The sequence below is a fragment of the Haloarcula rubra genome (assembly GCF_019599465.1).
Lineage (GTDB): Archaea > Halobacteriota > Halobacteria > Halobacteriales > Haloarculaceae > Haloarcula > Haloarcula rubra.
In genome coordinates this window covers 105711-128750 of the sequence record NZ_RKLR01000009.1, presented here as the reverse complement: position 1 = coordinate 128750, position 23040 = coordinate 105711, and the positions used below count along the sequence as shown (strand labels likewise).

29 protein-coding genes are annotated in these 23040 nt (G+C 59.6%); 9 read left to right on the top strand and 20 right to left on the bottom strand.

Going from position 1 to position 23040, the window contains the following annotated elements:
- Positions 1-94: 94 nt before the first annotated feature.
- The 6 genes from EGH21_RS18390 to EGH21_RS18365 form a co-directional block, all read right to left on the bottom strand.
- Entirely contained in the window at positions 95-805 is a 711-nt protein-coding gene (locus EGH21_RS18390) for a plastocyanin/azurin family copper-binding protein (RefSeq protein ID WP_220619877.1), read from the bottom strand.
- 31 nt (positions 806-836) lie between these two features.
- Positions 837-1139, bottom strand: a complete 303-nt coding sequence (locus EGH21_RS18385) for a thioredoxin family protein (protein WP_425433280.1) — start codon at positions 1137-1139, stop codon at positions 837-839.
- Positions 1140-1315: 176 nt separating this feature from the next.
- Positions 1316-1669, bottom strand: a complete 354-nt coding sequence (locus EGH21_RS18380) for an SHOCT domain-containing protein (protein ID WP_220582722.1) — start codon at positions 1667-1669, stop codon at positions 1316-1318.
- A 2-nt stretch (positions 1670-1671) separates the two neighbouring features.
- Positions 1672-2091: a DUF302 domain-containing protein gene (locus tag EGH21_RS18375; protein ID WP_220582723.1), complete on the bottom strand. Its 420-nt coding sequence runs from the start codon at positions 2089-2091 to the stop codon at positions 1672-1674.
- A 525-nt stretch (positions 2092-2616) separates the two neighbouring features.
- Complete coding sequence (locus tag EGH21_RS18370) at positions 2617-2856, bottom strand: SHOCT domain-containing protein (RefSeq protein WP_236035659.1); 240 nt, start codon at positions 2854-2856, stop codon at positions 2617-2619.
- Between the two features lie 178 nt (positions 2857-3034).
- A complete protein-coding gene (locus tag EGH21_RS18365) occupies positions 3035-3331 on the bottom strand; it encodes a hypothetical protein (protein WP_220582725.1) in 297 nt (98 codons plus the stop codon).
- 439 nt (positions 3332-3770) lie between these two features.
- Between EGH21_RS18365 and EGH21_RS18360 the strand changes: the two genes are divergently transcribed.
- The gene (locus EGH21_RS18360; protein WP_220619876.1) at positions 3771-4691 is read left to right on the top strand and encodes an alkaline phosphatase family protein; all 921 of its coding nucleotides are present in this window, start codon (positions 3771-3773) and stop codon (positions 4689-4691) included.
- Between the two features lie 141 nt (positions 4692-4832).
- Here the strand turns inward: EGH21_RS18360 and EGH21_RS18355 are convergent, their stop codons facing one another.
- The 5 genes from EGH21_RS18355 to EGH21_RS18335 all read right to left on the bottom strand — a co-directional run bounded on the left by EGH21_RS18355 (position 4833) and on the right by EGH21_RS18335 (position 10669).
- The gene (locus tag EGH21_RS18355) at positions 4833-5288 is read right to left on the bottom strand and encodes an ArsR/SmtB family transcription factor (RefSeq protein WP_220619875.1); all 456 of its coding nucleotides are present in this window, start codon (positions 5286-5288) and stop codon (positions 4833-4835) included.
- Positions 5289-5572: 284 nt separating this feature from the next.
- Positions 5573-6169 (bottom strand): DUF7475 family protein, encoded by a 597-nt coding sequence (locus tag EGH21_RS18350; RefSeq protein WP_220619874.1) that lies wholly within the window; start codon positions 6167-6169, stop codon positions 5573-5575.
- Between the two features lie 80 nt (positions 6170-6249).
- A complete protein-coding gene (locus EGH21_RS18345; protein ID WP_220619873.1) occupies positions 6250-7683 on the bottom strand; it encodes a multicopper oxidase family protein in 1434 nt (477 codons plus the stop codon).
- Positions 7673-8821 (bottom strand): MBL fold metallo-hydrolase, encoded by a 1149-nt coding sequence (locus EGH21_RS18340; RefSeq protein WP_220619872.1) that lies wholly within the window; start codon positions 8819-8821, stop codon positions 7673-7675. The genes EGH21_RS18345 and EGH21_RS18340 overlap by 11 nt, the downstream gene beginning before the upstream one ends.
- Before the next feature lie 63 nt (positions 8822-8884).
- Positions 8885-10669: a bifunctional metallophosphatase/5'-nucleotidase gene (locus tag EGH21_RS18335; protein WP_220619871.1), complete on the bottom strand. Its 1785-nt coding sequence runs from the start codon at positions 10667-10669 to the stop codon at positions 8885-8887.
- Positions 10670-10958: 289 nt separating this feature from the next.
- Between EGH21_RS18335 and EGH21_RS18330 the strand changes: the two genes are divergently transcribed.
- Positions 10959-11744, top strand: coding sequence for a sulfite exporter TauE/SafE family protein (locus EGH21_RS18330; protein WP_220619870.1), 786 nt, complete (start codon positions 10959-10961; stop codon positions 11742-11744).
- 124 nt (positions 11745-11868) lie between these two features.
- On the opposite strand, the gene EGH21_RS18325 is transcribed toward EGH21_RS18330, so the two are convergent.
- The 3 genes from EGH21_RS18325 to EGH21_RS18315 form a co-directional block, all read right to left on the bottom strand.
- Positions 11869-12225 carry a four-helix bundle copper-binding protein gene (locus EGH21_RS18325; protein ID WP_220619869.1) on the bottom strand — a complete coding sequence of 119 codons (357 nt, stop codon included), beginning with the start codon at positions 12223-12225 and terminating at the stop codon, positions 11869-11871.
- 60 nt (positions 12226-12285) lie between these two features.
- Complete coding sequence (locus tag EGH21_RS18320) at positions 12286-12855, bottom strand: hypothetical protein (protein ID WP_220619868.1); 570 nt, start codon at positions 12853-12855, stop codon at positions 12286-12288.
- A gap of 215 nt (positions 12856-13070) precedes the next feature.
- Positions 13071-13232: a hypothetical protein gene (locus EGH21_RS18315; protein WP_220619867.1), complete on the bottom strand. Its 162-nt coding sequence runs from the start codon at positions 13230-13232 to the stop codon at positions 13071-13073.
- 147 nt (positions 13233-13379) lie between these two features.
- On the opposite strand from EGH21_RS18315, the gene EGH21_RS18310 reads away from it, so the two are divergent.
- Positions 13380-15203: a class I SAM-dependent methyltransferase gene (locus tag EGH21_RS18310; RefSeq protein WP_220619866.1), complete on the top strand. Its 1824-nt coding sequence runs from the start codon at positions 13380-13382 to the stop codon at positions 15201-15203.
- Positions 15204-15218: 15 nt separating this feature from the next.
- Here EGH21_RS18310 and EGH21_RS18305 read toward each other — a convergent pair whose 3' ends face one another.
- A complete protein-coding gene (locus EGH21_RS18305) occupies positions 15219-15821 on the bottom strand; it encodes a helix-turn-helix transcriptional regulator (RefSeq protein WP_220619865.1) in 603 nt (200 codons plus the stop codon).
- A 129-nt stretch (positions 15822-15950) separates the two neighbouring features.
- Positions 15951-17354 (bottom strand): permease, encoded by a 1404-nt coding sequence (locus EGH21_RS18300; RefSeq protein WP_220619864.1) that lies wholly within the window; start codon positions 17352-17354, stop codon positions 15951-15953.
- Positions 17355-17675: 321 nt separating this feature from the next.
- Between EGH21_RS18300 and EGH21_RS24170 the strand changes: the two genes are divergently transcribed.
- The 3 genes from EGH21_RS24170 to EGH21_RS18285 are packed head-to-tail and all read left to right on the top strand — an operon-like array spanning position 17676 to position 19449.
- Positions 17676-17975 carry a hypothetical protein gene (locus EGH21_RS24170; RefSeq protein ID WP_236035657.1) on the top strand — a complete coding sequence of 100 codons (300 nt, stop codon included), beginning with the start codon at positions 17676-17678 and terminating at the stop codon, positions 17973-17975.
- Positions 17976-17991: 16 nt separating this feature from the next.
- The gene (locus EGH21_RS18290; RefSeq protein WP_220619863.1) at positions 17992-18525 is read left to right on the top strand and encodes an SRPBCC family protein; all 534 of its coding nucleotides are present in this window, start codon (positions 17992-17994) and stop codon (positions 18523-18525) included.
- Positions 18526-18549: 24 nt separating this feature from the next.
- On the top strand, positions 18550-19449 hold the full coding sequence (locus EGH21_RS18285; protein ID WP_115819529.1) for a universal stress protein: 900 nt from the start codon (positions 18550-18552) through the stop codon (positions 19447-19449).
- A gap of 12 nt (positions 19450-19461) precedes the next feature.
- Here EGH21_RS18285 and EGH21_RS18280 read toward each other — a convergent pair whose 3' ends face one another.
- Genes EGH21_RS18280 through EGH21_RS18270 form a run of 3 tightly spaced genes read right to left on the bottom strand, consistent with a single transcriptional unit; the run spans position 19462 to position 20381 of the window.
- Entirely contained in the window at positions 19462-19737 is a 276-nt protein-coding gene (locus EGH21_RS18280; RefSeq protein ID WP_115819528.1) for a DUF7521 family protein, read from the bottom strand.
- 3 nt (positions 19738-19740) lie between these two features.
- Complete coding sequence (locus tag EGH21_RS18275) at positions 19741-20028, bottom strand: DUF7521 family protein (protein ID WP_049983676.1); 288 nt, start codon at positions 20026-20028, stop codon at positions 19741-19743.
- 2 nt (positions 20029-20030) lie between these two features.
- On the bottom strand, positions 20031-20381 hold the full coding sequence (locus tag EGH21_RS18270; RefSeq protein WP_220619862.1) for an ArsR/SmtB family transcription factor: 351 nt from the start codon (positions 20379-20381) through the stop codon (positions 20031-20033).
- A 116-nt stretch (positions 20382-20497) separates the two neighbouring features.
- On the opposite strand from EGH21_RS18270, the gene EGH21_RS18265 reads away from it, so the two are divergent.
- Positions 20498-21145: a plastocyanin/azurin family copper-binding protein gene (locus EGH21_RS18265; protein WP_220619861.1), complete on the top strand. Its 648-nt coding sequence runs from the start codon at positions 20498-20500 to the stop codon at positions 21143-21145.
- Positions 21146-21205: 60 nt separating this feature from the next.
- The gene (locus EGH21_RS18260) at positions 21206-21631 is read left to right on the top strand and encodes a hypothetical protein (protein ID WP_220619860.1); all 426 of its coding nucleotides are present in this window, start codon (positions 21206-21208) and stop codon (positions 21629-21631) included.
- Here the strand turns inward: EGH21_RS18260 and EGH21_RS18255 are convergent.
- Entirely contained in the window at positions 21624-22157 is a 534-nt protein-coding gene (locus EGH21_RS18255; RefSeq protein WP_220619859.1) for a hypothetical protein, read from the bottom strand. The two genes, EGH21_RS18260 and EGH21_RS18255, sit on opposite strands and share 8 nt — an antisense overlap.
- A 209-nt stretch (positions 22158-22366) precedes the next feature.
- Between EGH21_RS18255 and EGH21_RS18250 the strand changes: the two genes are divergently transcribed.
- Positions 22367-23035, top strand: coding sequence for a S16 family serine protease (locus EGH21_RS18250; RefSeq protein WP_220619858.1), 669 nt, complete (start codon positions 22367-22369; stop codon positions 23033-23035).
- Positions 23036-23040 lie beyond the last annotated feature (5 nt).

The following is a 23040-nucleotide window of genomic DNA, read 5'->3' as shown; positions in this document are numbered from 1 at the left end:
GACGCGCTCGAACGAAGGTGGTATCCGAGGCCGGACGGATCGATCGAGGGCACCCGACGCGATTCGCTGACTTACCGAACATCGACGAGGCGTTTCACCTGTCTTCCAACCGCTCACGACGCTTCTGGAACTCTTCTTCGTCGATCTCGCCTCGTGCGTAACGGCGTTGGAGGGTTTCCATCGCGGAATCATCGCTCTCGGGAGATGCGTCACCTCGTCCTAGTGCCCAATAGAGGAGTCCGCCAGCTAAGCCGAGCATTCCGAGTGCCCCGCCGACGAACGGGACGCCGCCCCACCCGCCTCTCGAGCCACCCATCATGCCGCCATCGGTGCTCCCGCTTCCGTCGACGTCCGAGCCGATGGCCACGGCGCCGTTCTGGACGATCGTCTCGCTATCGGGGACCTCGCCGTCGGGGATTGAGCTCTCTTCGGCCGGGCCGCCGGGGCTGCCGACGACGATGCGGCCGACCATCCCGACCGACTTGTGCGGGATGCAGTAGTAGTCGTACGTGCCTGGCGACTCGAATGTGTGCTCGAAGCTCCCCTGCGAGATGGTCCCGCTGTCGAAGGCGGTGCCGTCGGCGGGAACGCGGTCCGGGTAGGCCGTCGCCGAGTGGGCTCCGGCTGCTATCTCGAAGCGGACGGTCGTGCCGGGTTCGACGTGGAGCCCGATCGGGTCGAAGTAGTTGTTGCCCATCTTCACGACGGGCGTCTCCTGTGCGCTCGCTGGCTGAGAGATCCCCGCACCGGCGACTGCGCCGGCACCGAGTACTCCCAGGAACTGACGTCGATTATAGGTCGTCATGTGGTTTGAATCGGTCTGTTGGTTGTTATTTTCACACGAAATCGCCGAGGCGCTGGGCGAGTCCAGATGACTGCTGGGTCGCGCGCTCGATAGCTGATTCGAGGTCGTTCCGGTCGACGATCCCGATGAACTCGGCGGTCTGTTCTCCGTTCGCGTAGACGAGCGTCGTTGGCGTCTTTCGGACACCGTATTCCTCGGCCGTTTCGAGATCCGTCTGGATGTCAACCTCCCGGAACTCCACGTCCGGATACTTGTCCTCGAGCCCGTCGTTTTTCTCCCGCTGTGTTGCGCATGCTCCGCACGTCTCTTGGGTGAAGAGGATTAATTCAGTCACATTGTAAACTATGGTCTTGTAATTTAACCACATTACTACTCAGAATCGTAAGCTGAGAAAGGCCCATTTCTTCGATTCGAAGACACGCTCACACAGGTGTGATAGGACGTAGCCTGACGAACGAAATCGAGTACACGGGCTTGTGGTATCCGCATCGTGGTGTGTACTCGTTGGTTTTACTCCGACCGTTCGAGTTTGTCGTGGCGGGATTCGAACTCTTCCTCGGTGAGATCACCACGAGCGTATGCCATACGCAGCTCCTCTATCGCGGGGTTTCGAGACGTCTGGCTTTCATTCGCTCGTCGGAAGACGAGGTAGCCCCCGCCGAGGAGGATGAGGAGAAAGACCAGCGGGACAAGCATCCCAACGAGTGGCCACCAGCCGCTGGTCGTCCCGTATCCGCCCATCATTCCACCGTAGCCCATCGTCCCGCCGAATCCCATCCCCATCGTGAGCAAGGGGAGGACGATGATTGCCCCGAGGATGAGCAGGACGATGGTCGTGGTGTCGAGTTGATTCGATGAAGACATGATTACTCAACCCCGGAGACCGTTCCCAACTCGTCTGAGACCGTTGCGATGACGCGCTCGAATCGTTCGTGCACCTCGCCCGCGATCTCGTCGAGATCAGGATTCTCCGTGATGCCGACCAGTTGCTGGGGGTCGACGGCGCTCACGACGACGTCACCGCCATCTGTTTCGTAGACGATGACGTTACACGGGAGCAGGGCCCCCAATTCTGGCTCTTCGGCGAGCCCCTCGTGGGCGAGTGGAGGATTACACGCCCCGAGAATTCGGTATTGGTCGACGTCGACATCGAGCTTTTCCTTCAGGGTCGTCTTGACGTTGATGTCACACAGGAGTCCGAATCCTTCGTCCTCTAGTGCGGTCGTGACTGCGGTTACGACATCGTCGAACGGTGCATCAATCGTTGTGGTAATGGTATACGTCATCGGTCTATTGGGTGTTTTTACTTTCCAAGCCCGTGATGAGCTTCGTTGCTTCCTCTTCGGTCAATCCAGCGCCGCCAGACGCATCTGAGGCGGTGAATGCATGGAGTCGTTGGCGTTCGGTAGCCTGTCTGCGCTGTTTTCGTGAGTCGATTCGGCCTGTGTGTTGCGAGTCGTTCATTGTGGTGGTGGTCGGTTTTGTCGTGACACGCGTTTCGAGTCAGTACGTGACTGGAGCCGACGTATGTCGAGTTTTGTTCAGATTGCTTGATTCGTCCCCGACGGAGTTGGAGAGACCTTGTCGTCAGGTTAGCTCAGCTGCTTATTCTCCATTTGTGTGTCCGCTCCTTTTCTTCACAATACTTTGGACGGTTGCTGGAGACATAACCGGCCAAGTCCGTTTGCTGACCCAGCAAATCGCTCCGTCATTTAAGAATACTCTCTCGTTGTCCTGTCCTCCCGCGAATGCACGCCGGCGAGACGAATCCGCGTGGAAGACACGGAACAGCACGTGGGGGGTGGACGGACTCACTGTGTGAGCGAGCGTCGTCGGGACTCGTACTCTTCGTCCGAGAGTTCACCCCGTGCGTATCGCTCGCGGAGTTCGGCGAGTGCAGTATCCTGCCCAGAGGACGGTTCCTCGCGGTTAGTCCCGTACACGAAGAGCAGGATGAGTCCGATCAGGAGGAGCGGCCAGAGGAACATCCCGCCGCCGAGCATCCCGAAGCCGCCGAGTCCGCCCATACCGCCCCAGCCGCCACCCGTCATACCGCCGCCGTAGCCTCCGCCCATTGCGGCAGCCGTTCCAGTCGTTGCGACTAGCAGCGGGACGGCGAATATGGTTAGTCGACGAGCAGTGCGTCCGAGGTTAGTGGTGAGTTGCGTCATTGTCGTGTATTGGGTAGTCGCGGTGTTCGGTCGAAGCGATCGAAACGGTCAGGGTCTATCAGCAGTGGCCCTGCCCGTACATTCCGCCGTTGTAGTCGTCGTCAGCCATGTCCTGGGCCATCTCGTCGACGGTCACACCCATGTGCGATTCCATCCACTCGGTGGCACCGGGGCCCATGTGCTCGGTCATGTGGCCTTCCATCCAGGCCGCCCAGTCATCAGCGGTAGCGTTGTCAGTGGGCGCGTCGTCTGCGGTCGTGTCGTTGTCATGTGCGCTGACCACGGGGGCGGCGAACGCGAGTCCGACAATCGCAAGCGCCACAAGCAGCCAGCGACCGATGGTGTAGTTGGTCATTGTCTTTCGCCTCAGTTAGTCGTAGGACCGCTCGAGGGTTATCGCGATGGGTGTGAACCCACGCAGGAGAACGTCCAAGAACGTGTATAGCGCCATCTAATCGTTTCTCAGGAACAAGACCGTCCATCCCAGCTAAATTCGTCAGGCAATCGTAGCCATCGGTCAATGTCGTGGAACGGTTCAGAGCCAGCGGTAGTGGCACGACGAAACTCTTCCAGCGGAATGACAGCGTGAAAGGCGTTCAGGAACGACTGACTATCTACGTCTGCGAAACCAAACTCCACGTAGAGGCGCTAATTACTACCAATCTCTTTTTAGGCCATCTGACACGGTTTTACTAATTCGAATGTGGTTTGGTGGAAAAAATCTCGGCGTTAGTGCCTTTCAGAAGGACACACGAAGTGAATAACGATACTGCTAGTCTGTGAGAGCTAGTCCTGTGACATCCCTACTCAAGCGTGCATATTACCAGTACGTGGGCGCAGCAATGTCTGTCCTGTCCCGATATCCTATCGGGACCAACGTCTATGAACGAGACTGGGACGCGCTCGTCATACTCGATACGTGTCGAGTGGATGCGCTCCGGGAGGTGGCCCCGGAGTATGATTTCATAGGAGACATCGATACCATCTGGTCGGTGGGGTCGGCGTCTGCTGAGTGGATCGCCCAGACGTTCACCGAACGATACCGTTCGGATATCGAACAGACGGCTCTCGTTTCCGCGAACGCGTTCACCGAGCGCGTCCTCTGGAATCGAGAATTTCCCGAAGACGGTCGCGGTATTTCGTGGACCGATTGGCAGACGGTCAGCCACGAGGACTTCGAATATATCGACCAGCCCTGGAGATACGCCGATCCACCTCCGGTCGGGTTGACTCTCCCACGACCAGTGACGGACCGAGCAATTAGCGTCGGTCGAGAACGAAATCCGCGCCGGTTGGTCGTCCACTACGAACAGCCACATCACCCGTTCACCGCGCGAGCGATAGCGGAGGGGCGAGAGACGCTCGAACCGTGGGAAATTGAACCGTTCGAGTATCTCAAGAGCGGCGGTGACTACGAGAAAGTCTGGGATGCATATCTCGATAATCTTCGCTGGGTGCTGGACGAAGTCGAAATACTATTGAAGAATTTAGACGCCGAGAAGGTGGCTCTGAGCGCCGATCACGGCAATGCCTACGGTGAATGGGGCATGTATATGCACCGCTATGCAGTGCCTGTTCCAGAGGTTCGGCGGGTACCGTGGGCCGAGACGACAGCCACTGACGAAGAGACGTTTGAATCGACGTTGAAGCCGCCCAATCAAAAGGAAGCGAGAGACGTTGACGAGCACCTTCGACAACTTGGCTACCTAGACTAGACGGTCAGTCCTGAATTGGGTAACTGTATTGTTCACGTGCGGTGCGAGAATGCCGACTACTATAACCAACGTGCCATTTGGTCTGCTGACGGTTGTGGTTACAGAATAGACTAACCACTGACTGGTTGGTGGAACGATGTTCTAGAATAGTATCTCGGGAAGATTCAGTTCCCCAATCACCATCGAAGCAAGCTCCACTGGAAGATTTGTAAACGAGTGGAAACAAGCGACAATCAAGAGCGCCACGATCGTGAGACACAGTACACCCAAGAATGGGGTGCGCTGGCCGACACCGTCATCTGTCGAGAGAACAATATTCTTTTCGGCGGTGTAGACAGTCGCTTCGTTCGCACCAGACCCTCGTGATCCGTTTTCGATGACAAGTTCTGCGTCGGTGAGTTTGTTGAGATGGTAGGACACGTTTTGAGGGGTTAGTCCGGTATGATCAGCTAGTTCTGAAACCGTTGCTGGTTGGTCGTTAAGGACTGACAGTATCTGTCGAGCCGATTCGGAGGAGAGGGCGGTTAGTACGGGTTGGGTTTCTTCGTCATCTAATCGAAGAACTTGGTTCGACGACATGGCGAATACATCTATCATATGGGGTCACTCGGTTCCGTACACAGTAAGTGCTGGGGTCAGGTAATTTAAATATAATCCGCTTCCAAGCATCTACACGGTATTCAGTGGATACTGATCGCCGTTATTGGAACTTACCCACAGAACAATCCACAAAGAGAATTGTAGTTTAGTTCGGTACCCCGTCGTCACGGCCTCGGCGAATGCTGGAACACCGTGACACCAGTCCAACCGCTCGCAGTCGGAAAGCGGCTGGCTCATAAGTAAACTCCAGACGCGAGTGGCCCGGAGTATCGGCCAGTGTGTTATACTGAGTTCGCCAACTGCTCTCCCCAGAGGAGGTAGCCGAGCACACCGAGGAGCAGGACCTGTGCGATTTTATCGAGGAGGCCGTAACTCTGGAGATGAGGCATACCGCTGACTGCCCAGAGGACGAGCTGTACCGCGACGAAGGCGACCCCGACGAGGTAGAGTATCCGACGACTGAATCCGAGGAAGAACAGTACAACTGCTCCGAGGAAGCCCGCACCAGCTAATAACATCAGCAGTTCGCCGTGCTGGAAGTAGAGATACAGGTGGACGGCCGCACTGAATAGTATCAACCCCACTGCGAGGAAATGGATACTCTCCAGGTCGGAGACGCGGTCACGCTGTTTCCCAAACCAGTACGTCGGGGCAGCAGGGACGGCCGTGATTGCTACGAATAACCCCGCGATGCTGACCGTCCACGCCAAACCGGAACCGTCCTGATGACCGTCGTCCGTCGCTGTCGACCCATCATCGTGACCGGGAGCGGCGAGGGCGACACCACTCGTTAGAACGAGCAGTACCGCTATCGCCGCGAGAACTATCGGAAGCTTCGCACCGAGTCTACGAAATAGCATATACGGTTTGTGGTACACGCGTCGAAAGGAATACTATTCACCTCCTAAACTCACTCTATACGGCCATGCGGAGAAGGGGAGCGAACGTCGAGACCCGGTCACTCGACGTATTTAATGACGCGTGCCATGCCCGCATCAAGATGGTACAGATTATGACAGTGGAACAGCCACCGGCCGGGATTGTCTGCGTGGAAATCTAGTGTTACCTGTCCCCGATGTCCGGGGACGATAACTGTGTCTTTGATCGCGTTGCCAACCTGAAAGAAGTGGCCGTGAAGGTGCATCGGGTGAACGACCGGGCTCTGATTGGTCATCCGAATCCGGACGTGTTCTCCGGGCCGAATCTGGAGCGGGTCGGCGTCCGGATACGCCTGTCCGTCAATCGTCCACACGTACTCATCCCTGCCGCGAGACAGCGTCAGATCGAACGTCCGGTCGGGACGCCCGCTCACACCGTCGAGTGCGGAGACCGCTCGTAGGTCGCCGTACTGCAATCGGTTACTCGAAGACGATGGAGGCTGTGGGGTGCCCGAATCACCTGCAGACCCGTACTCGACGACGGCTCTAGCTGGTGGTTCGTTCCCGTCGAGTGCGTCCGCCTGAACGAACCATTTCCCCGGATTCGTCGCTTCGACGACGGCGTCGTACCGCTCGCCGGCACCGAAGACGAACGAGTCTGCGTCGACGGGTTCGACGGGTTGGCCATCGGCATGGGTCACCGTCATCTCGTGGCCGGCGATCCGCACCCCAAAGACCGTCGCACTGGAAGCATTCACGAACCGGAAGCGAACCCGCTGGCCCTCAGTTACGTCGAACGTCTGAGGGTCATCGGGCAGTCGACCGTTGATCAGGTGTCCCTCGTATGGCGGCCGAACGTCGCCCATCATCCCGCCTCCCCCACCCATTCCACCACCGCCACCCATCCCTCCGTCCGACGGGAGGCGTGGCTCTCCGGGGAGGTAATCGTCGACGACGACGACGTACTCGCGGTCGTACTCGACGTGCGGGTTGGGTTCTTCGACGATTAGTGGACCGAGCAGCCCACGGTCGAGCTGGAGACCGACGTGGCTGTGATAGAAGTACGTCCCGGCGGGTTCAGCACGGAACGTGTAGGTGAACGTCTCACCGGACGCGATCGGGTCTTGGGTCACGTTCGGCACGCCATCGACCGGATTCGGAACCGGAATACCGTGCCAGTGAATCGTGGTCTCCTCTCGGAGGTCGTTGGTCAGTTCGACACTGAGCACGTCACCCTCCTGAACGCGCAGCTCCGGTCCCGGGAATTGCTCGTTGTACGTCCAGTTGGCCGTCGACGTCTCGGGGGACGGTCGAATGGTTCCGGACGCCGCGGTGAGGCTGACGGACGTATCTGGCTCGTCAGTGACGGTCGAGCGTGGCGTTACCTCACGACCACCGTCATTCCCGGTGTCCGGTAGCTGACCGGCGCAGCCCGCGAACGCTCCGAGGGTGGTTGCCCCTGTCAGTTGGAGGAGCCTGCGGCGCGAGAGCGACCGTTGTTCTCTATGCGGCACAGTTGTTCGGCCCCAGTTCAAGTTCTGTCGCCTCGCCCTCGTCGTCGACGGTCTCTTTGCCGGTGTTGATGGCGATAACTGTCTCGTAGTTCGGGGGCTTCTCTGGGGCATCCTCGGTTAATCGCTCGATGAACGTTTCGCGGTCGAGCCCGAGGAAGTCGAGTTCCTCGCGTAGATTGCCAAGCTGGGCCTCGAGGGGGTCGCCGGGCGAGCCGTTCTCGTAGCGCCCGTCGCTCGTGACGGTGATGTGGCCCGGCAGAATCGTGGTGTCGTTCGGGAGGTCGAGGATCGTCTCGTGGAGCGAGTCGTACAGCAGTTCCGCTCCACGCGAGGCATCGTCCTCCCCGAATTGGAGTTCCGTCCGCCCGACGGAGTCGACGAACAGCGTATCGCCCGTCAACAGGAGTTCGCCGTCGACGAGGTAGTTCATCATCTCGGAGGTGTGGCCCGGCGTGTGGAGCGCCTCGATCTCGACGTCGCCGACTTCGATGACTTCTCCATCTGATAGCGGTTCGTATTCGTACTCGACACCGCGCTCACTGGCTGCTTCGCCGAGGTGGTAGGGTACGCTGACCTCGTCGGCGAGTGCCGGACTGCCTGAGATGTGATCGGCGTGGACATGCGTATCGAGCACGCGTGTTATGGAGAGCCCGGCGTCCTGAGCAGCGACTTTGAACTGGTCGGTCTGTCTGGTTGCGTCGACTACGACGGCTTCTCCCGCCTCTTTCGAGCCGACGACGTAGCCGAGACAGCCCTTCGCCCGGCGCTGGACCTGCCGAATGACGAGGTCGTCGCTGGACGTCTCGATGGGGACGACCTCGTAGACTTTGCTCCACTCTTCCATCCCGCCGGTGACGACCTCGGCGTCGTCGTAGCCGTGCTCGTCGAGGTCGAACGCGAACGGTGTCGACGTCAGACCCTTCCCGCAGATAGCGACGACCGGCCGGTCGTCCACCATCGCGTTCACCTCGTTCAGTTGGTCCTCGCTCAACCCCTCGTCAGGGTCGTACGGAACGTTCTCCGCGTCACGCACGTGCCAGGCCTCGAAGCTGTCTTCGGGACGCGTGTCGATGAGCGTGAACTGTTCGTCGGCGTCGATCTTGTCCGCGAGTTGTTCCGCGGTAATGTTCTTGACCATCGTATCTCACCTGTATAGTGTCCGTTCGCCGTTCGTTGGATCTGTCGCGTGTACCGTCGCTATCTAACGCATTCGATTACGCCCTTCTTCGGGGAAAACGTTCCCACGGGGAATCATGGACGTCTCGCAGTAGGCCTCTCCGTCCCGGTAGTCGACGCCCGGTTGGATGAACGGATACGGCCCGTCGGCGGGCGTGTTCTGTGCCCGACCGCCGTCGTCTGCGGTCTCGACCAGCCCCATCACCTCGTAGTCGACTGGTGAGTGCTCTTCGAGGTACTCCACGATGACGTCGACAGGTATCGTCCCGTCGTCGACCTCAACGTCCTGGAACGGGAACCCGCAGTTGCCGAGGTCACGTTCTGGGTCGCCAGGACGGCGGAACGTCGCCACCGAGTACGTTTCCTCCGGGTCGACCAACTCGTCGTCGATACGCATCTCGACGAGGCGACGGCCGCGCTTGGCGGTCGGGTCGACGGTCACCTCGACATTCGAGGAGAAATTTCGGACGCGGCCGTCCTCCTGGTCGTAGGGGTACGGCGTGAAGTTGTCTTCGAGGAACTCCTCCATGTGGCTCGTGAGTTGCTGGCCGTACGCGACGCCGCGGGCAACGGGCGTCGCCATCGGGAAGAACGTGTACAGTTCGCCGAGCGTGATGTCACCGGGTGGGATAGCGGTCCCGTACCGGAACCCGTGTGAGACGGCGAGGTCGGTGTCGAAGTGTGCCTGCAGTGCGTCATTGAACAGCGTGTTCCAGGCACTTTCGAGGAACGACTGCCGATAGAGTGGCGTGTCCGTCTGCCCGACGGTCGTATCCAGGGGGCGTTCGAGCGTGCCGGCTCCACGCTCGAATTCTGGATTTTCTTCGAAGAACGGTGCACGCACCGACTCGACGGTTTCCTGTGCATCGGCGTCCGGGTCCGGCGTGTACTCGCCGTCCTCGGTGAGGCAGTAGAGGTGGTGTCTGAACTGTATCTCCTCGTCTCGAATTCGGAGGTCGACACGGCCGAGCGCTTCGCCCATGCCGGATTCGAGGACCACGGTTTCGGTCTCCTCGACGACGATAGGTTCGTACGTATACTCGTGGGTGTGCGCGCTGAACATCACGTCCACGCTCTCACAGTCTTTCGCAGCCTGGACCATCCACGGCAGGCCGATTTCGGTGACTGCGACTACGACATCCGCGCCGTCATCGCGGGCGGCCTGTGCGGACTCTTCGAGGAGCGCGGGATGCTTCCCGAAGCGGTACTTCCCTTTCCAGAACGAAGGAGCCATCCGGTCGACGTAGACGTTCGTCATGCCGACGACGCCTACAGAGAGTCCACCGACCTCAAGGATGCTGTACGCGTCGTACAGCCGCTTGTCAGTCTCCCAGTCGTAGAGGTTGTTCGCGAGGATCGGGGCGTCAAGGTCATCCATGAGTTCCACGAAGTTGCCGTCCTCGACGGCCTCGTTCGAGTAATCCCAGTTCCCGGGGACATAGACGTCGGGCGCGACGTGCTCGTTGATGGGCTCGAGCATTGCCCGCCCGTCGGTGTAGGTGGTTACGGCGGAGCCGTGGAACGTATCACCACTCATCAGGGTACAGACCTCGTCGTCCTCGCGGAGTTCGTCCAGTTTGGCCGCGAGCAGGGGAACCCCGCCACCGCGCTTGATGACGCGGTCGTCGTCTCTGAACTCGAAGTTCGGTTTCGACGTTGGGTTGTCGTAGTAGACCTGGTGGCGTGGCGTGAGCTGTCCGTGGAGGTCGCTGACGTGCGCGAAGACGACGTCTGGGTCGTCTGTGCTGTCACGCGCAGGGTCACCGTCTAGGGATTGCCACTCGCCGACGGATGTCTCGTCCTGGTTCATCGTGATGCGACTGGAGATACGACCGTTGGCTGTTCATAAATTGTGGTTGAAATTCGAAAGACCGCACAAGACCACGGATGGGTTCGCTATCGGCTACATAGTCGATTGAAAGCCGAGAGCGGTCGAGTTCGGTTTGCAAATCAGTCTCGTAGTGCGTTCTAGTGGCAGGTGCAAAGGATGAGTGAGACACTGGCCTTACGCTTCTTAGGGAGAACTTCCCTAAGGGAGAAGGCCGTAGTATTGGCCGAGCAGAGATGTACGCGCTTGTTCGAACGTCGAGGTGGTCTCGATGACAGCTAACTGGGTAACGACGGGGCTGTCTGCGGTCGTCATCCTCGTCGCGTCCGTTATTCACGGGATCGCCGGGTTCGGCTTCGCGCAGGTGTCGATGGGTCTGATGCCGCTGTTCCGGTCGCCTTCGAGTGCCTCGATCATTTTCACCGCGACGGCAGTCGTGAGCAACGCCCGCGTCTGGTGGAGCGTCCGGGACGCGTTCGACTGGCGCAAGTGGATCGTTCCAGTCGGCGGACTCGTCGTCGGGATGCCGCTTGGCATCTACGTGTTCAGCCAGTTCAACAAGGCACAGATGCGCGTCGCTATCGGGGCGGTTCTCGTGCTCGCGGTCATCATCGTCGGGGCGACCCAGCAACTCGACGTCGTCACTGACTGGATCGAAGCACGGGACTACCGACCGGGGAAGATCGTCGGCGCGATGGCCGGTCTCCTCGCGGGGATTTTCGGCGGTGCCGTCGCCGTCCCCGGCCCGCCGATGATCGTTTACGGCGCGTTCATGTCCGCCAGCGGATTCTGGAGCAGTGAAGAGATGAAGGCGACGTTCACCGCCTTCTTCGGGACACTCATGCTGTATCGTCTCGGGAGCCTCACGTACACGGGGGCCGTGACGACGCCGCTGATGATTGAGGCCGCAATAGCCGTTCCGATGGTGTTCCTCGGTGCGTGGGTCGGCGTCTACATCTTCGACCACATACCTGAGCGTATTTTCCAGTGGGTCGTGCTGGCGCTGCTGACCGTGAACGCGTTCGTTCTCCTGTTTACAGCAGTTCCGGAACTCTAACCGCGTCTAACTGTCGCCAGTTCGGAGAGGGGGTTCCGGTACCTCCTGACTGTACTGCCCTGGGTATAATCGCGAAAAATCAGCATCGCACCGATCGCCGATCCGAGTGCTATTCAGACGGCCATCAGGCGCTCATCATGTTCCGACAGCTCTCGGCGCATTCCCGGAGGACCTCGGCGCAGACCTGGCAGTGGTCGGCGTCGTGGCGCTCGCACTCCTCGGCACACTCTTCACAGGCACCGGCGCAGGCCTCGGCGAGCTGAGGGCTGTAGTTTGAATCGCGAGCCATGAATCGGGCGTGCAGCGAGGCGATATCGGCGACGTCACGGCAGAGCCGGGCACATTCTTCCATCTCCTCGTCACCGAGGCACTCGTCGGCACACCACTCACAGACCTCTGCTGCCTCGTTACAGATCTCGATGCACTCGCGTTCCTCGTCGCTCAGCCGGTCGATCTTGGAGACCGTTTCTGCAAGGGACATTACACGTCATCGTACGATGCCCGTCGAGTTCATCATCCTGCTTGCCCTTGCGGGGTCATCCTACGTTCTATGTCGGCCATAGGCGTCGACGAGGGCAGGTACACCGAGCGGGAATGCGAGGATCCCGAACGTCGCGAGCGCGTGTTTCGCGTACGACGACTCTCGATAGGCGAGGTACGTAGCACCCGCCCCGAGGGCTGCCACCGCGTATGCTAGGTTGCTCCAGAGCGGGTCGTATGTCGAACAGTAGCCCCAGCAGACGAGCGTGTATGAGGGGGCGTTCCACGTCGGCGGCTGGAGTTTGGGCCAGAAGAACCGGCAGTAGGTGGTGAATGCGAGCATCACCGTCACGGGCAAGGCTGCGAGCCACGTACTCGGCTGAAACGAGAACCGTGATCCGTATCGGTGGTAGGCATGTAACAGCACCAGCGGAAGCGTGAAGACGACGAGCCACAGGCCAACGGTGTAGGTGACGGGCCAGTGTTCGATCCGTGGCTGAGTGGAGGCGACTCTGAGTGACTCGGGAAGCGTCGCCCACGGGAACGACGGGTCGGGGACGGGATTCGTGAGGAAGGACAGTCCCATGAGGAAGACGCCGGCGACGAGTGTGTACACACCCGATGTCGTCATCCGTGCGAGTGAGGTGGGTAACGGCTGGTGGCGCGACTCATCTCCGCCACTGTCGTCGAACCGATCGGGATGGAGGGCATCCGCTCCCATACCAACGAGTTACGCTGGAATGCTTGATTGCAGTTGTTCTTTCAAATCAGAAGTCTGCGGATTCGAGCGGTTAGATTCCCGAATCCAGCCTTCGAGACAGCGAGTGAGGTCGACCTGGTCGGGGACTATCGAGCGAGGCGGCTTCTGAGCGTCGCCAGCAATCCGGGCTGCCCTCTCGCCGTCTGTTCCGCGTCGCGGGACTTCGACCCCTCGGTCGCCTCCCTGTCTTCGTCGAGCCTCGCCGCTTCGTAGTCCGCAATCATATGGGCGACGTGGCGGTTACACATGGGAGGGAGTACGATTCCCACGCTCATAACTGTTCGATAAACTACGAGGCTGGTTCGAGTGTCCGTCACAGCCCGAGACCGATACTAGTTCTCCGAGAATGACGAGTTCCCGTCACCCTCTTACGCGACAGAGCCGTGGGTTGTGGTATGTCTGCCTTGGCCGACCGCATCGTCATCTCGTGTGGGGAAGACGGGACGTCGCCCGGCGCGAGATTCGACGCGTTACTGGCCCTCCTCTCGATCTGGTGGGTCGTCGGGCTGTACCTCGACGGACGAGGCCATCTCGCTGGCGGTCACTGGCAGTTCTTCACCCCCGAACACGCGGTACTCTACACCACATTTCCGCTCTTCGCGACGATGTTCTACCTCCTGTTCGCCTCGAACTGGGACGGAACGAACGAGACGACGTGGGGCATCCCGAACGAGTACCGCTATTCACTCGTCGGAACCGCTCTCTTCGGAATCGGCGGGCTGATGGATCTCTACTGGCACCAGAGTTCGCTTGCGGGCGCGGACGTCTGGGCCGTGTTTAGCCCACCACATCTCCTCCTCCTCGTCAGTGGCGGCCTCATCGTGAGCGGGCCGCTCCGGTCGCAGTGGCGAGACGCCAGAGCCGAGCCAGACGGTGGTCGCTGGTGGATGCACCTTCCGACGTTGCTGTTGGCGAGCGCTCTTTTCTCGGTCGCGTCGTTCGTGACGATGGTCATCAATCCGTTCGTCAATCCGCTCGCCGCAATCTCCGACTCCTCGCATCTCCAAGCCAATATCCCGTCGATACAACCGTCATTCCACCTGACCCAAGAACTCGGCGTCCTCAGTATCCTGCTCCAGACCGCAATCCTGATGCTGGTCGTCCTCGCTCTCGTCCAGCGGTTCTCGCTCCCGTTCGGCTCGTTCGCTCTCCTCTTCGGTATCCACGCTGCACTGGTGAGCCTGCTCGTGAACGAACTCCACTTTCTCCCCGTCATCGTCGCCGCGGGGCTCACGGCAGATGGGCTCTACGTGTGGGCACAGGCTCGCTTCAGCGCGACCAACGCCTTCCGGCTCTTTGCATTTGCCGTGCCGACCGTACTCTTCGTCTTCTACTTCCTCGAGGTTTCGCTCGTCGATGCAATCGCGTGGAGGACGACGATCTGGACCGGGACGGTCGCGTTATCTGGCCTCGTCGGCCTCACAGTGAGTTACGTCGTCCAGCCACCCCGTGCGCGCGTCGAGACCGAACCGACCCTCGATTCCGGGGCGGTCGGCCTGAGTGCAGCGTCGAAAGCGAACATCGAGACGTTCTCGTCGTCGAACGCCATCGACCAGTACACCGACCGAGCGACAGACGGACTCTTCGCACAGGAGCAGAAGGCGATCGATCGATACTTCGATGAGTCGGATGCCCGCGTTCTCGATCTCGGCTGTGGCTCCGGGAGAGTGACGCACCATCTTTTCGAGATGGGGTACGACGTCGTCGGTGTCGATCCCAGCGAGGCGATGATAGGCGAAGCGACCTCGATTCACCCCGAGATCGATTTCGCCGTCGGTGACGGGACCGACCTCCACTTTCAGGACAACACCTTCGACTACGTCCTGTTCACATATTACGGGCTGGACTACATCCACCCCGAGGAGCGCCGGATCCGTGCGCTGCAGGAGATCTATCGAGTACTGAAGCCAGGTGGGATATTCGTCTTCAGCTCTCACAACTGGTGGAACGCGTTCCCGTCGACGATCTTCGAAGGAAAGAGCGCACTACAGCCCCTTCTCGACCGTGAACGCGTGCTGGACCCCCGGGACAGGTATACGTCTGTCGAGGTGAAGGTCGGCGAGACACTGGTCTATCTCTCCAGCCCAGCAAAGCAACGACGACAACTCGAGCAGTGTGGGTTCAACGTGCTCGCGGTCGTCGGGAAGCGCGAGACGATACTGAGATACGTCGAAGTCGACCCCCATTACGTCGCAAAGAAACCGACTGTGAACCCGTGAGACGGGTCGCTACCCCTACCCGTCCGGGTTCAGCAACTCGTCACTCGGATAGATACGATACGTCCGCCCCTGGCGCTCGCGGTACAGCAGCCCGCGCTTCTCGAGGGAACTGACCGTCTGACTCACCTTGCTCTTCGAGAAGTCCGACCGATCCCGGAGTTCGATTTGCGTGATACCGGGTGAGGAGAGGACCGGCTCGAGGATGCGGCGTTCGTCGTCCGGCAACAGGTCCAGTACGCGGGCCCGAGGCTGAGTTTCCGGATTGATGCCGTCACTTGGTTGAGCGGTGTTGGTCGACGGTTCGGATTCGAATTCAGAGCGTTCCTGGTCGATTTGATTCGAGACATCACTCCCTTGCCGATCGACCGCCTCCGTGCTGGTGACGTCGTCGCGAATCATCAGATATCCTCCGCCGATGACAACCGAGACGAGGATGGTTCCGAGGACGTACCAGAGCGGATTCGTGCCGTGAACTGCTCCCATTGACGTCCCCATCATCGATCCCATCTGCTCGAACGCCTGCTGTTGCTGGTACGCTTGCCAGCTGAGTGCTCCACCGATGATAACGACGGCAGTGACGATGAGACCGACGATTGCATCGGCTCGCCGTCGATTCATCCATCCCACCTCGAGTTGCTCTGATACTCGTTCATGCCTGTGAATTGGCCAGACATCGCTGTACCAGTTGTGATTGGGTTCGCAGGACCCCAGACGCCGCGCACGCTCTTCGGAGTCGAGACGCGGTGCTCAGTGATGCTCATGGCTCTGTGAAGACTCCGCCCCTGCAACCCCTAGGTGATGCTGTGCGAACTCGTTGGGATGGTTCTCGAACGAGCGTTTGCACCGCTTCGAGCAGAAGTAGTAGATTTCGCCGTCGTGGGTGAGACTCGGCCCGCTATCGTCAGTTCGCATTCCGCAGACTGGGTCGCGGTACTGCCCGGGTGCACCGAGCCCGCGCCGGTAGACGTAGAGAAGGAACCCAGAGAGGGCGAACGCGATGATGTTTAGATAGAACGTGTAGTTCAGCTCGAAGTACGTCTGTTCGGAGGCTGTCTGCCCGCCAGCGAGGTTCGGGATTATGTCAAGCGCCGCGAACAGTTCCTCCATGAGGAAGCCCGTGAACGCCATCGTCACGAAGAAGATGCCGAGGATGTACAGCATGACCTTCCAGCCGTAGTACTTCCGGTAAACGTTCAGGACGGGGATGGTGATGAGGTCGGCGTAGACGAACGCGATGACTCCCGCAAAGCTGATGCCCCCGCCCCAGAGCGCGACGGCGAACGGGACATTCCCCATGCTCCCCACGAAGCTGATGACCGCGATCGCTACCCCCATAATCGCGTTCTCGGCACTCACGAGCAGCCCATCGCCTCGGAGGAAGAGCGTGTTCCACACCCACTGCGGGACGAACACGATGACGAATCCCGAGATGAGAAAGCCCGCAACGACGTCCTTCCAGATCATCGACCACTCCTTGCGGTACTGGTTCCCGATCTTGTACCAGCCGCCCCACGAAAGGAGTTCGTCGCGCCAGCCGCCGCTGCTAGCGGCCTCCTGCTGGTAGGTCTCCATGCACCCCTCCGAACAGAACTTCAACGTCTCGCCGCCATCGGTCGTGATCGAGTACTCGTCTTTGCCTTCCATCCCACACGTCGGATCCTCGGTAATGCCATGTTCCTGATCGCGCTGATTCAGCTCCTGTCGGACCTCATCAAAGAGATTCTCCGGGAGGGTCAGATAGACGAGGAGTGCCATGACAGCGATAAGGATGACCCCACCGAGGAGTTCGGCAACTAGAAACTCCCAGCCAAGGAGGATCAGGATCATCAGCCCGAGTTCGACGATGAGGTTCGTCGAGGCGAACATGAACGCGAGGAAGTTCACCGTATGCGCTCCCTTCTTGAACAGCCCCTTGCCGATGGCGACCGCGCCGAAGCTACACCCACTACTCGCGGCGCCGAACACTGTTGCCTTCGTGAGACCACTCAAGTTTCCCTCTCCGAGAACCTGAGCCATCCGCTCTTTGGAGACGTAGACCTGGACGAGACTCGTGATGACGAGCCCCATGATGATCGCCCAAGCCGCTGTCCAGAGGAACCCGACGCCGATCCGTAGCGACTCAAGAATTCCGTTGACGAGGGCGGCTTGCATATCTATACCATCACAGCCATCTGTTTTGTTAGTTGTTCTTAAGAAACGGCGGTAGTTCCGCGGGATAATTCTTGGATTCAAAGGCAATCCGTGCTATTAGCTGTGGCCAACCGTTCGAGCACCGCGTTCGCGCTCAACAGTTGATGCGCGTCACTGATTCGGTTCGCTGATTGTTGCTTGTTCTTTCGTAGAGAGATTCCGCAGAGATGAGCGTAGTACCTCTATTTTTCGCGCCATAGTCCCGTGCAGTGTTGATAGAGCGACTCTCCCTTTGGAATTGTAAGAGAAACCCGAATGAAGGAGTCGAGCGTATCTCTAGGCATGAGCACGCCTACCACAAACCAAGACGCGTACGAACCGGAATCCACGACCAGTGTGATGCAGCTCGATTCGCAGGCACTGGCGGGCGCAGCAGCAGTCGTCTCTGCCATCGTGATGCTCCTCCTCGGTGTCTTCGGAGCGATCGGTGTCTACGAGGGCGCAGTCGAAGCGATGGAGCAGTGGCACCTGTTCTTCGAGCCGACCGTCATCGGGACGGTGGCTGGCATGGTCGAAGCAGCGGTGATCAGCTTCGTCGTGATGTACGCATTCGCATGGCTGTACAACACCTTCGCACGCTGAATCGAGGTATCAAGCCATGTACGTCACCGACAAAGCCGAAATCGTCATCGACGCATCGCCCGAGGAAATCTGGGAGTACGTAACAGACCCCGTCCACTGGACGGCATCGAACCCCGAGGAACACTACGGACTCGAGTACGACACACCCGATAATCGCCCACAAGAAGGTGCGACGTTCCACCAGGCCGAAGAGGTCGCTGGGATGTACGCCGACTTGCACGGCCGATTTCAGTACATCGATCATCCACACGTGGCGGTCTGGACTGGGACAGCGTACTATCCGGTTCTTCGTGGACTTGTCACCGTTCGAATCCCCGAAGGTGGTACGATTCGGCTCGAAGAGACCGAGGATGGAACCCGGATGTCACACGCCGTCTGGATGGACTTCCCGAATAACCGCCGGGGCCGGTTGCTAAAGCGGCTCTTTACCACCGTTCTTGACGGGAAGGCCAAGCTCTACGACCACACCAACAAGGAGCTCGTCTTCTTCAAGGAACGCATCGAGTCGACAGCCCATAAGCCCCCAAAACCGACGGACGAGAGTCCGTAGCAACATCAACGCACTCATCCAACCATGTATACCGACATCCTCATCCCGACTGATGGCAGCGATAACGTCGAGCCCGCAATCCAATACGGACTTGAGCTCGCTCGCCGATACGACGCAACTGTCCACGCGCTCCACGTCGTCGACAGTTCGCCCATCGAGCGAAAGCTGGAACTGACTGCGCTGGAAACCGACCTGGAGACACTCCCAGACACGTGGTATGAGGCTGGCGATGCCGCCACCAAGCAGATCGAAACTCGAGCTGCAGAACATGGTCTCGACGCAGTAACTGAGGTTCGCCGTGGCATTCCAGCGCGTGAAATTCGTTCCTACATCACCGATACCGGGATCGACCTCGTCTGTATGGGAACCCGAGGACACACCGGTCTCGACCGAGTCCTGCTCGGCAGTGTAACGACCCGACTCGTCCGTACTGTCGATATCCCCGTGCTCAGTGTCAAAGCAAAACAGGCGCTATCAGAACCCGGAATGCGGGGAGGCTTTGAGACTATTCTCGTCCCGACTGACGGGAGTAAGCCCGCACGAGAGGCAGTCACGCACGCTCTTGATTTGGCTCGGACGTACGATGCGACACTTCATGCCCTCTACGTTGTGGATAGAGGTGCCTACGCGTCTCGTCCGGGATGGACGTGGGACGAACTGCAGCAAGTACTGGAGCAAAACGGAGAGACTGTCCTCGAAGATGTCCAGTCCCGGGCAACTGCCGACGGTGTTTCAGTCGCTGCTGAGATCACCCACGGTGTTCCTCATCAGGCAATCGGAGATTACTGCGATCAACACGGAATCGACCTCGTCGTGATGGGAACACACGGACGGTCCAGCCTTTCACGACGGATCATCGGAAGTGTGACCGAACGGGTTCTTCGGAACTCGGACGAGCCAGTATTGACCATTCGAGGAGTATAGCCGTGGCTCGAGCTACCGGCGAAGCGAGATGAGAAGAACCACGAATCCGAGACCGATGGCGACCGATTCGATGATGTGGACAAGGGCGAGATCAAGCCCCCCGAACTCGAACAGTACTCCTTCGATGAACACACCGAGGGTAATAATTCCAAAGCCAACTGCAGCGTTTCTCATATAGTACGTCCCTGTTCGTCGATACGCCTCGAAACTGTAGTATGTGATCAGAATACCGAGGGCAAGGACAGCCAGGCGGACGGCCACGAGAACGGCTGTTGTCGTATCCACCATTAGTCAGTCCTCCAGTTTCTGCGGGTCACGTCCGTATAGAGCGTAGAGGATCGTGAGCATACCAATCGCGACGATGGTTGTTGCCACCGTTCCCGCATTATGTAAGGTCAGGCCAACCACGTCGAACAAGATTCCTTCGACGATCGCGCCGAAGCTGATAATGGCGAACCCGACCGCGAGGTACAGCATCGATTGACTGTTGCTACGTCGGTACCCTCGATAGGCCTGATAGGCGATCACGAATCCCAGAACCATTGTGACGAGCTTTGCGACGATGAGTCCGGGGTGCATGGTTATTCGGTCCTCATTGTGTTCCACAACCGAGCAAATCTGTCGGGCGCGTCTTCTCGAAGTTCGATACGGACGTCGAATCCTGATTCGAGGAGCTGGACCTCGACGCGGTCGAGTTGGGCTTCGTATTCGCTGTAATGATGACCGTCGGGATCAACGTGCGTTCGCTCGATAAGCAGATCGTACTCCAGTAACGTGTTGACCCGTCTGGAAACTGTCGAGACTGACATGTCACACTCTTCGCTGAGTTCCTTGGCGGACAGCTGTTTTCGGCGAGTCGCCTCGAGGATCGCGCGTGCATAGTCGTCGTCAAGGATTTCGAGAATCCCCGAGATGTCTCGCTCCTCACTCACAGTCCGTGTTGTTGTGGGTGAGTATATAAAGGAACGCCGATTTGCTGACCCAGCAAATCTGCTTTCCGGACTATATGCCCAGACCGTGTAGGTTCACCTGTAAGGTGACCGATGCCATGACCGATTCACTCACGCGTCGACGGATGCTCCAGCTGACTGGCGGTGCGGCAGTCGTTGGGCTTGCCGGGTGCACTGGAACGCAGAACAACGACGGCGGAGCGACGAACGGAACGCCGACCGAGAGTGGCCACGACGACGGCGGCACGGAGTCCGGTCACAGCGACGACGAGGATGGCCACGACGAAGCAGTCGGGGCACCGTCCGATACGGCCGAGGTGCGGATGATCACCGAGGACGGGGGCTACCACTTCGAGCCCCACGTCGTGCGGGTGAACGTCGGGGGAACGGTCACCTGGAACAACGAGAGTGGGAGTCACTCGACGACCGCCTACCACCCCGACAACGACCAGCCCCAGCTCGTCCCCGACGGCGCAGCCACGTGGGACAGCGGCATCGTCTCCGAGCAGGGTGCGACGTTCGAACACACCTTCGAGACCGAGGGTGTCTACCACTACTACTGTACGCCCCACGAGAGCCTCGGGATGATCGGTAGCGTCATCGTCGGTGAGCCGGACCCCCACGAGCAGGTCGCACTCGAAGAGCCGCCGGCCGACAAGCCCGAGCGCGTCCGCGAGAAACTCGACGAGCTGAACGGGATGATTCGGACGGCACTCGGCGACGACCACGAAGAGGACAGCCAGTAGACCCACATAGCTTTCCCACCGTAGCAAGCACTTCTCATCAGGACGGAGGAGCGTCGACGGATGGGTATTTCAACACAGCACCAAGATCGACCACTCGCGCTCTGGGCACTCATCGCGACGATTGGTGTGCTCGGCGTGTCGGGACTCGCCGGCGGCGGCCAGTTCATCCTCGCTCCCTCGGGGCGGCTTATTGGAATCTCGCCGACGCTTCTGGCTGGCTCCCCGTTCGAGAGCTATCTGGTCCCCGGGGTTGTCCTCTTCAGTATCCTCGGTGTGTTCCCACTGGTCGTCGTGTACGGTCTCTACCGTCGAAAACGATGGGCGTGGCCGGCGGCCATCGCCGTCGGGGTCGCGCTCGTCGTCTGGGTTCTCGTCGAAGGGATCGTCATCGGATTCGGGAAACGGTTGCAGTATCCCCACCTCGTCCAGGGTGTGGTGATCGTCGGTCTTGCAGTACTCCCCTCTGTTCGAGCGGCTCTCAGATGAGCAGATTGTACCCGACGTGGGCGAACGCGAGGGCGAGATACCCGAGCACGAGTGCCGCCAGGGTTCGCCGAGAGAGTGATGGGAGCCCGATGTCGTCGGAGCCGTGAATCCGCTCGCCGAGCGCGTACGCGAACCGCCCGGCGAGTAACGCGAACGGCAGGTGAACGAACACCAGCGGGAGCACGAGCGAGTCGAACTGGACTGTCGCCTCCAGCCGCGACAGGTACTCGAGTTTGAGCACGAGTTCGAGGAGCGCAACGGTCAGCCCGGAAGCCACGGTCGCGAGCAACCCCTCGGTCTTCGAGAGGAGCTGGCCTCGCCAGTAACTCCAGCCGTAGAAGACAAGTATCAATGGGACGAACCGGACAAATGCCTCCTCGACGAGTCCGACCAGAAGTGTCCAGGTCGCGACGGTCGTCACTCCGAGCAAGAGAAGTTCGAACTGGTAGGCGATCCACACGCCAACCCCGGTCACGACGCTGCTCACGCCCACGAGCCCGACCAGTGACCGATACTGGAGCGTCATGAGTGGTGACGAGACAGTGTCTATACGTCAGCGTGCACCGAAATAGGCGTACCCGTTCGAAACGCGTACACGAAGAGCCTTTATTACTGCACCCCTGTTACATGGTACCACGGGAACCCAGCGTAGCCACGCACCATACTGCTATGCCCACCGATGACTCCGCGTCCGTCTCTCGCCCGTCCGATACGGAAAGAGACGTTGTAGGACGGGTGGAAGAGACAATTCTGTCACGGCGGGGGTTCCTCGCAGGACTCGGCCTGGGGAGCGTCGGCGGCGCTGGGGTGGTTCTCGGTCTAACGCGAGCGGGGGAGGGTTTTCAGTCGCTGGCGACGCTTGCGGGTGGGGCCACGCTTCCCGCGACAACACGCTACTATCTTCCAGCGGTCGACAGCTTCGGTGACGGTCTCATCGTCCCGTTCGAGGTGGAGTTCACCGACGGGGAGGGTGAGCTGTTCGTGAACCTGAACGGGATCGAAATCCGTCACGACCTCCAGCTCGCGCTCCGAGAGGCGAGGGAGACGGCCACACGTCTCACAGGGGGGTCGCTCACCAACACGGCGACGCACGTCACGTTCGAGCCCCCCGCCTCTGGTGTACTCGCACTCCGCGGGAAGAGCTGGGAGGCCGGTCTCACCGTCGCACTCGTCGCCAGCTTCCGTCAGGAGTCACTCTCACAGGAGACGCTCATCACGGGGATCGTCGACGACGAGGGCACGTTGCTCCCCGTCGGCGGGATCGAGACGAAAGCCCGCGCGGCGCGAGCAGTCGGCGCACGGGAGCTGATCGTCCCGGCGGGCGAACCGACGGACGTGGCTGTTCAAGGGTTCCGAATCGTCGAATCTCCCTCGATTACAGATGCACTCGACCGGATTCTGTGACCGGA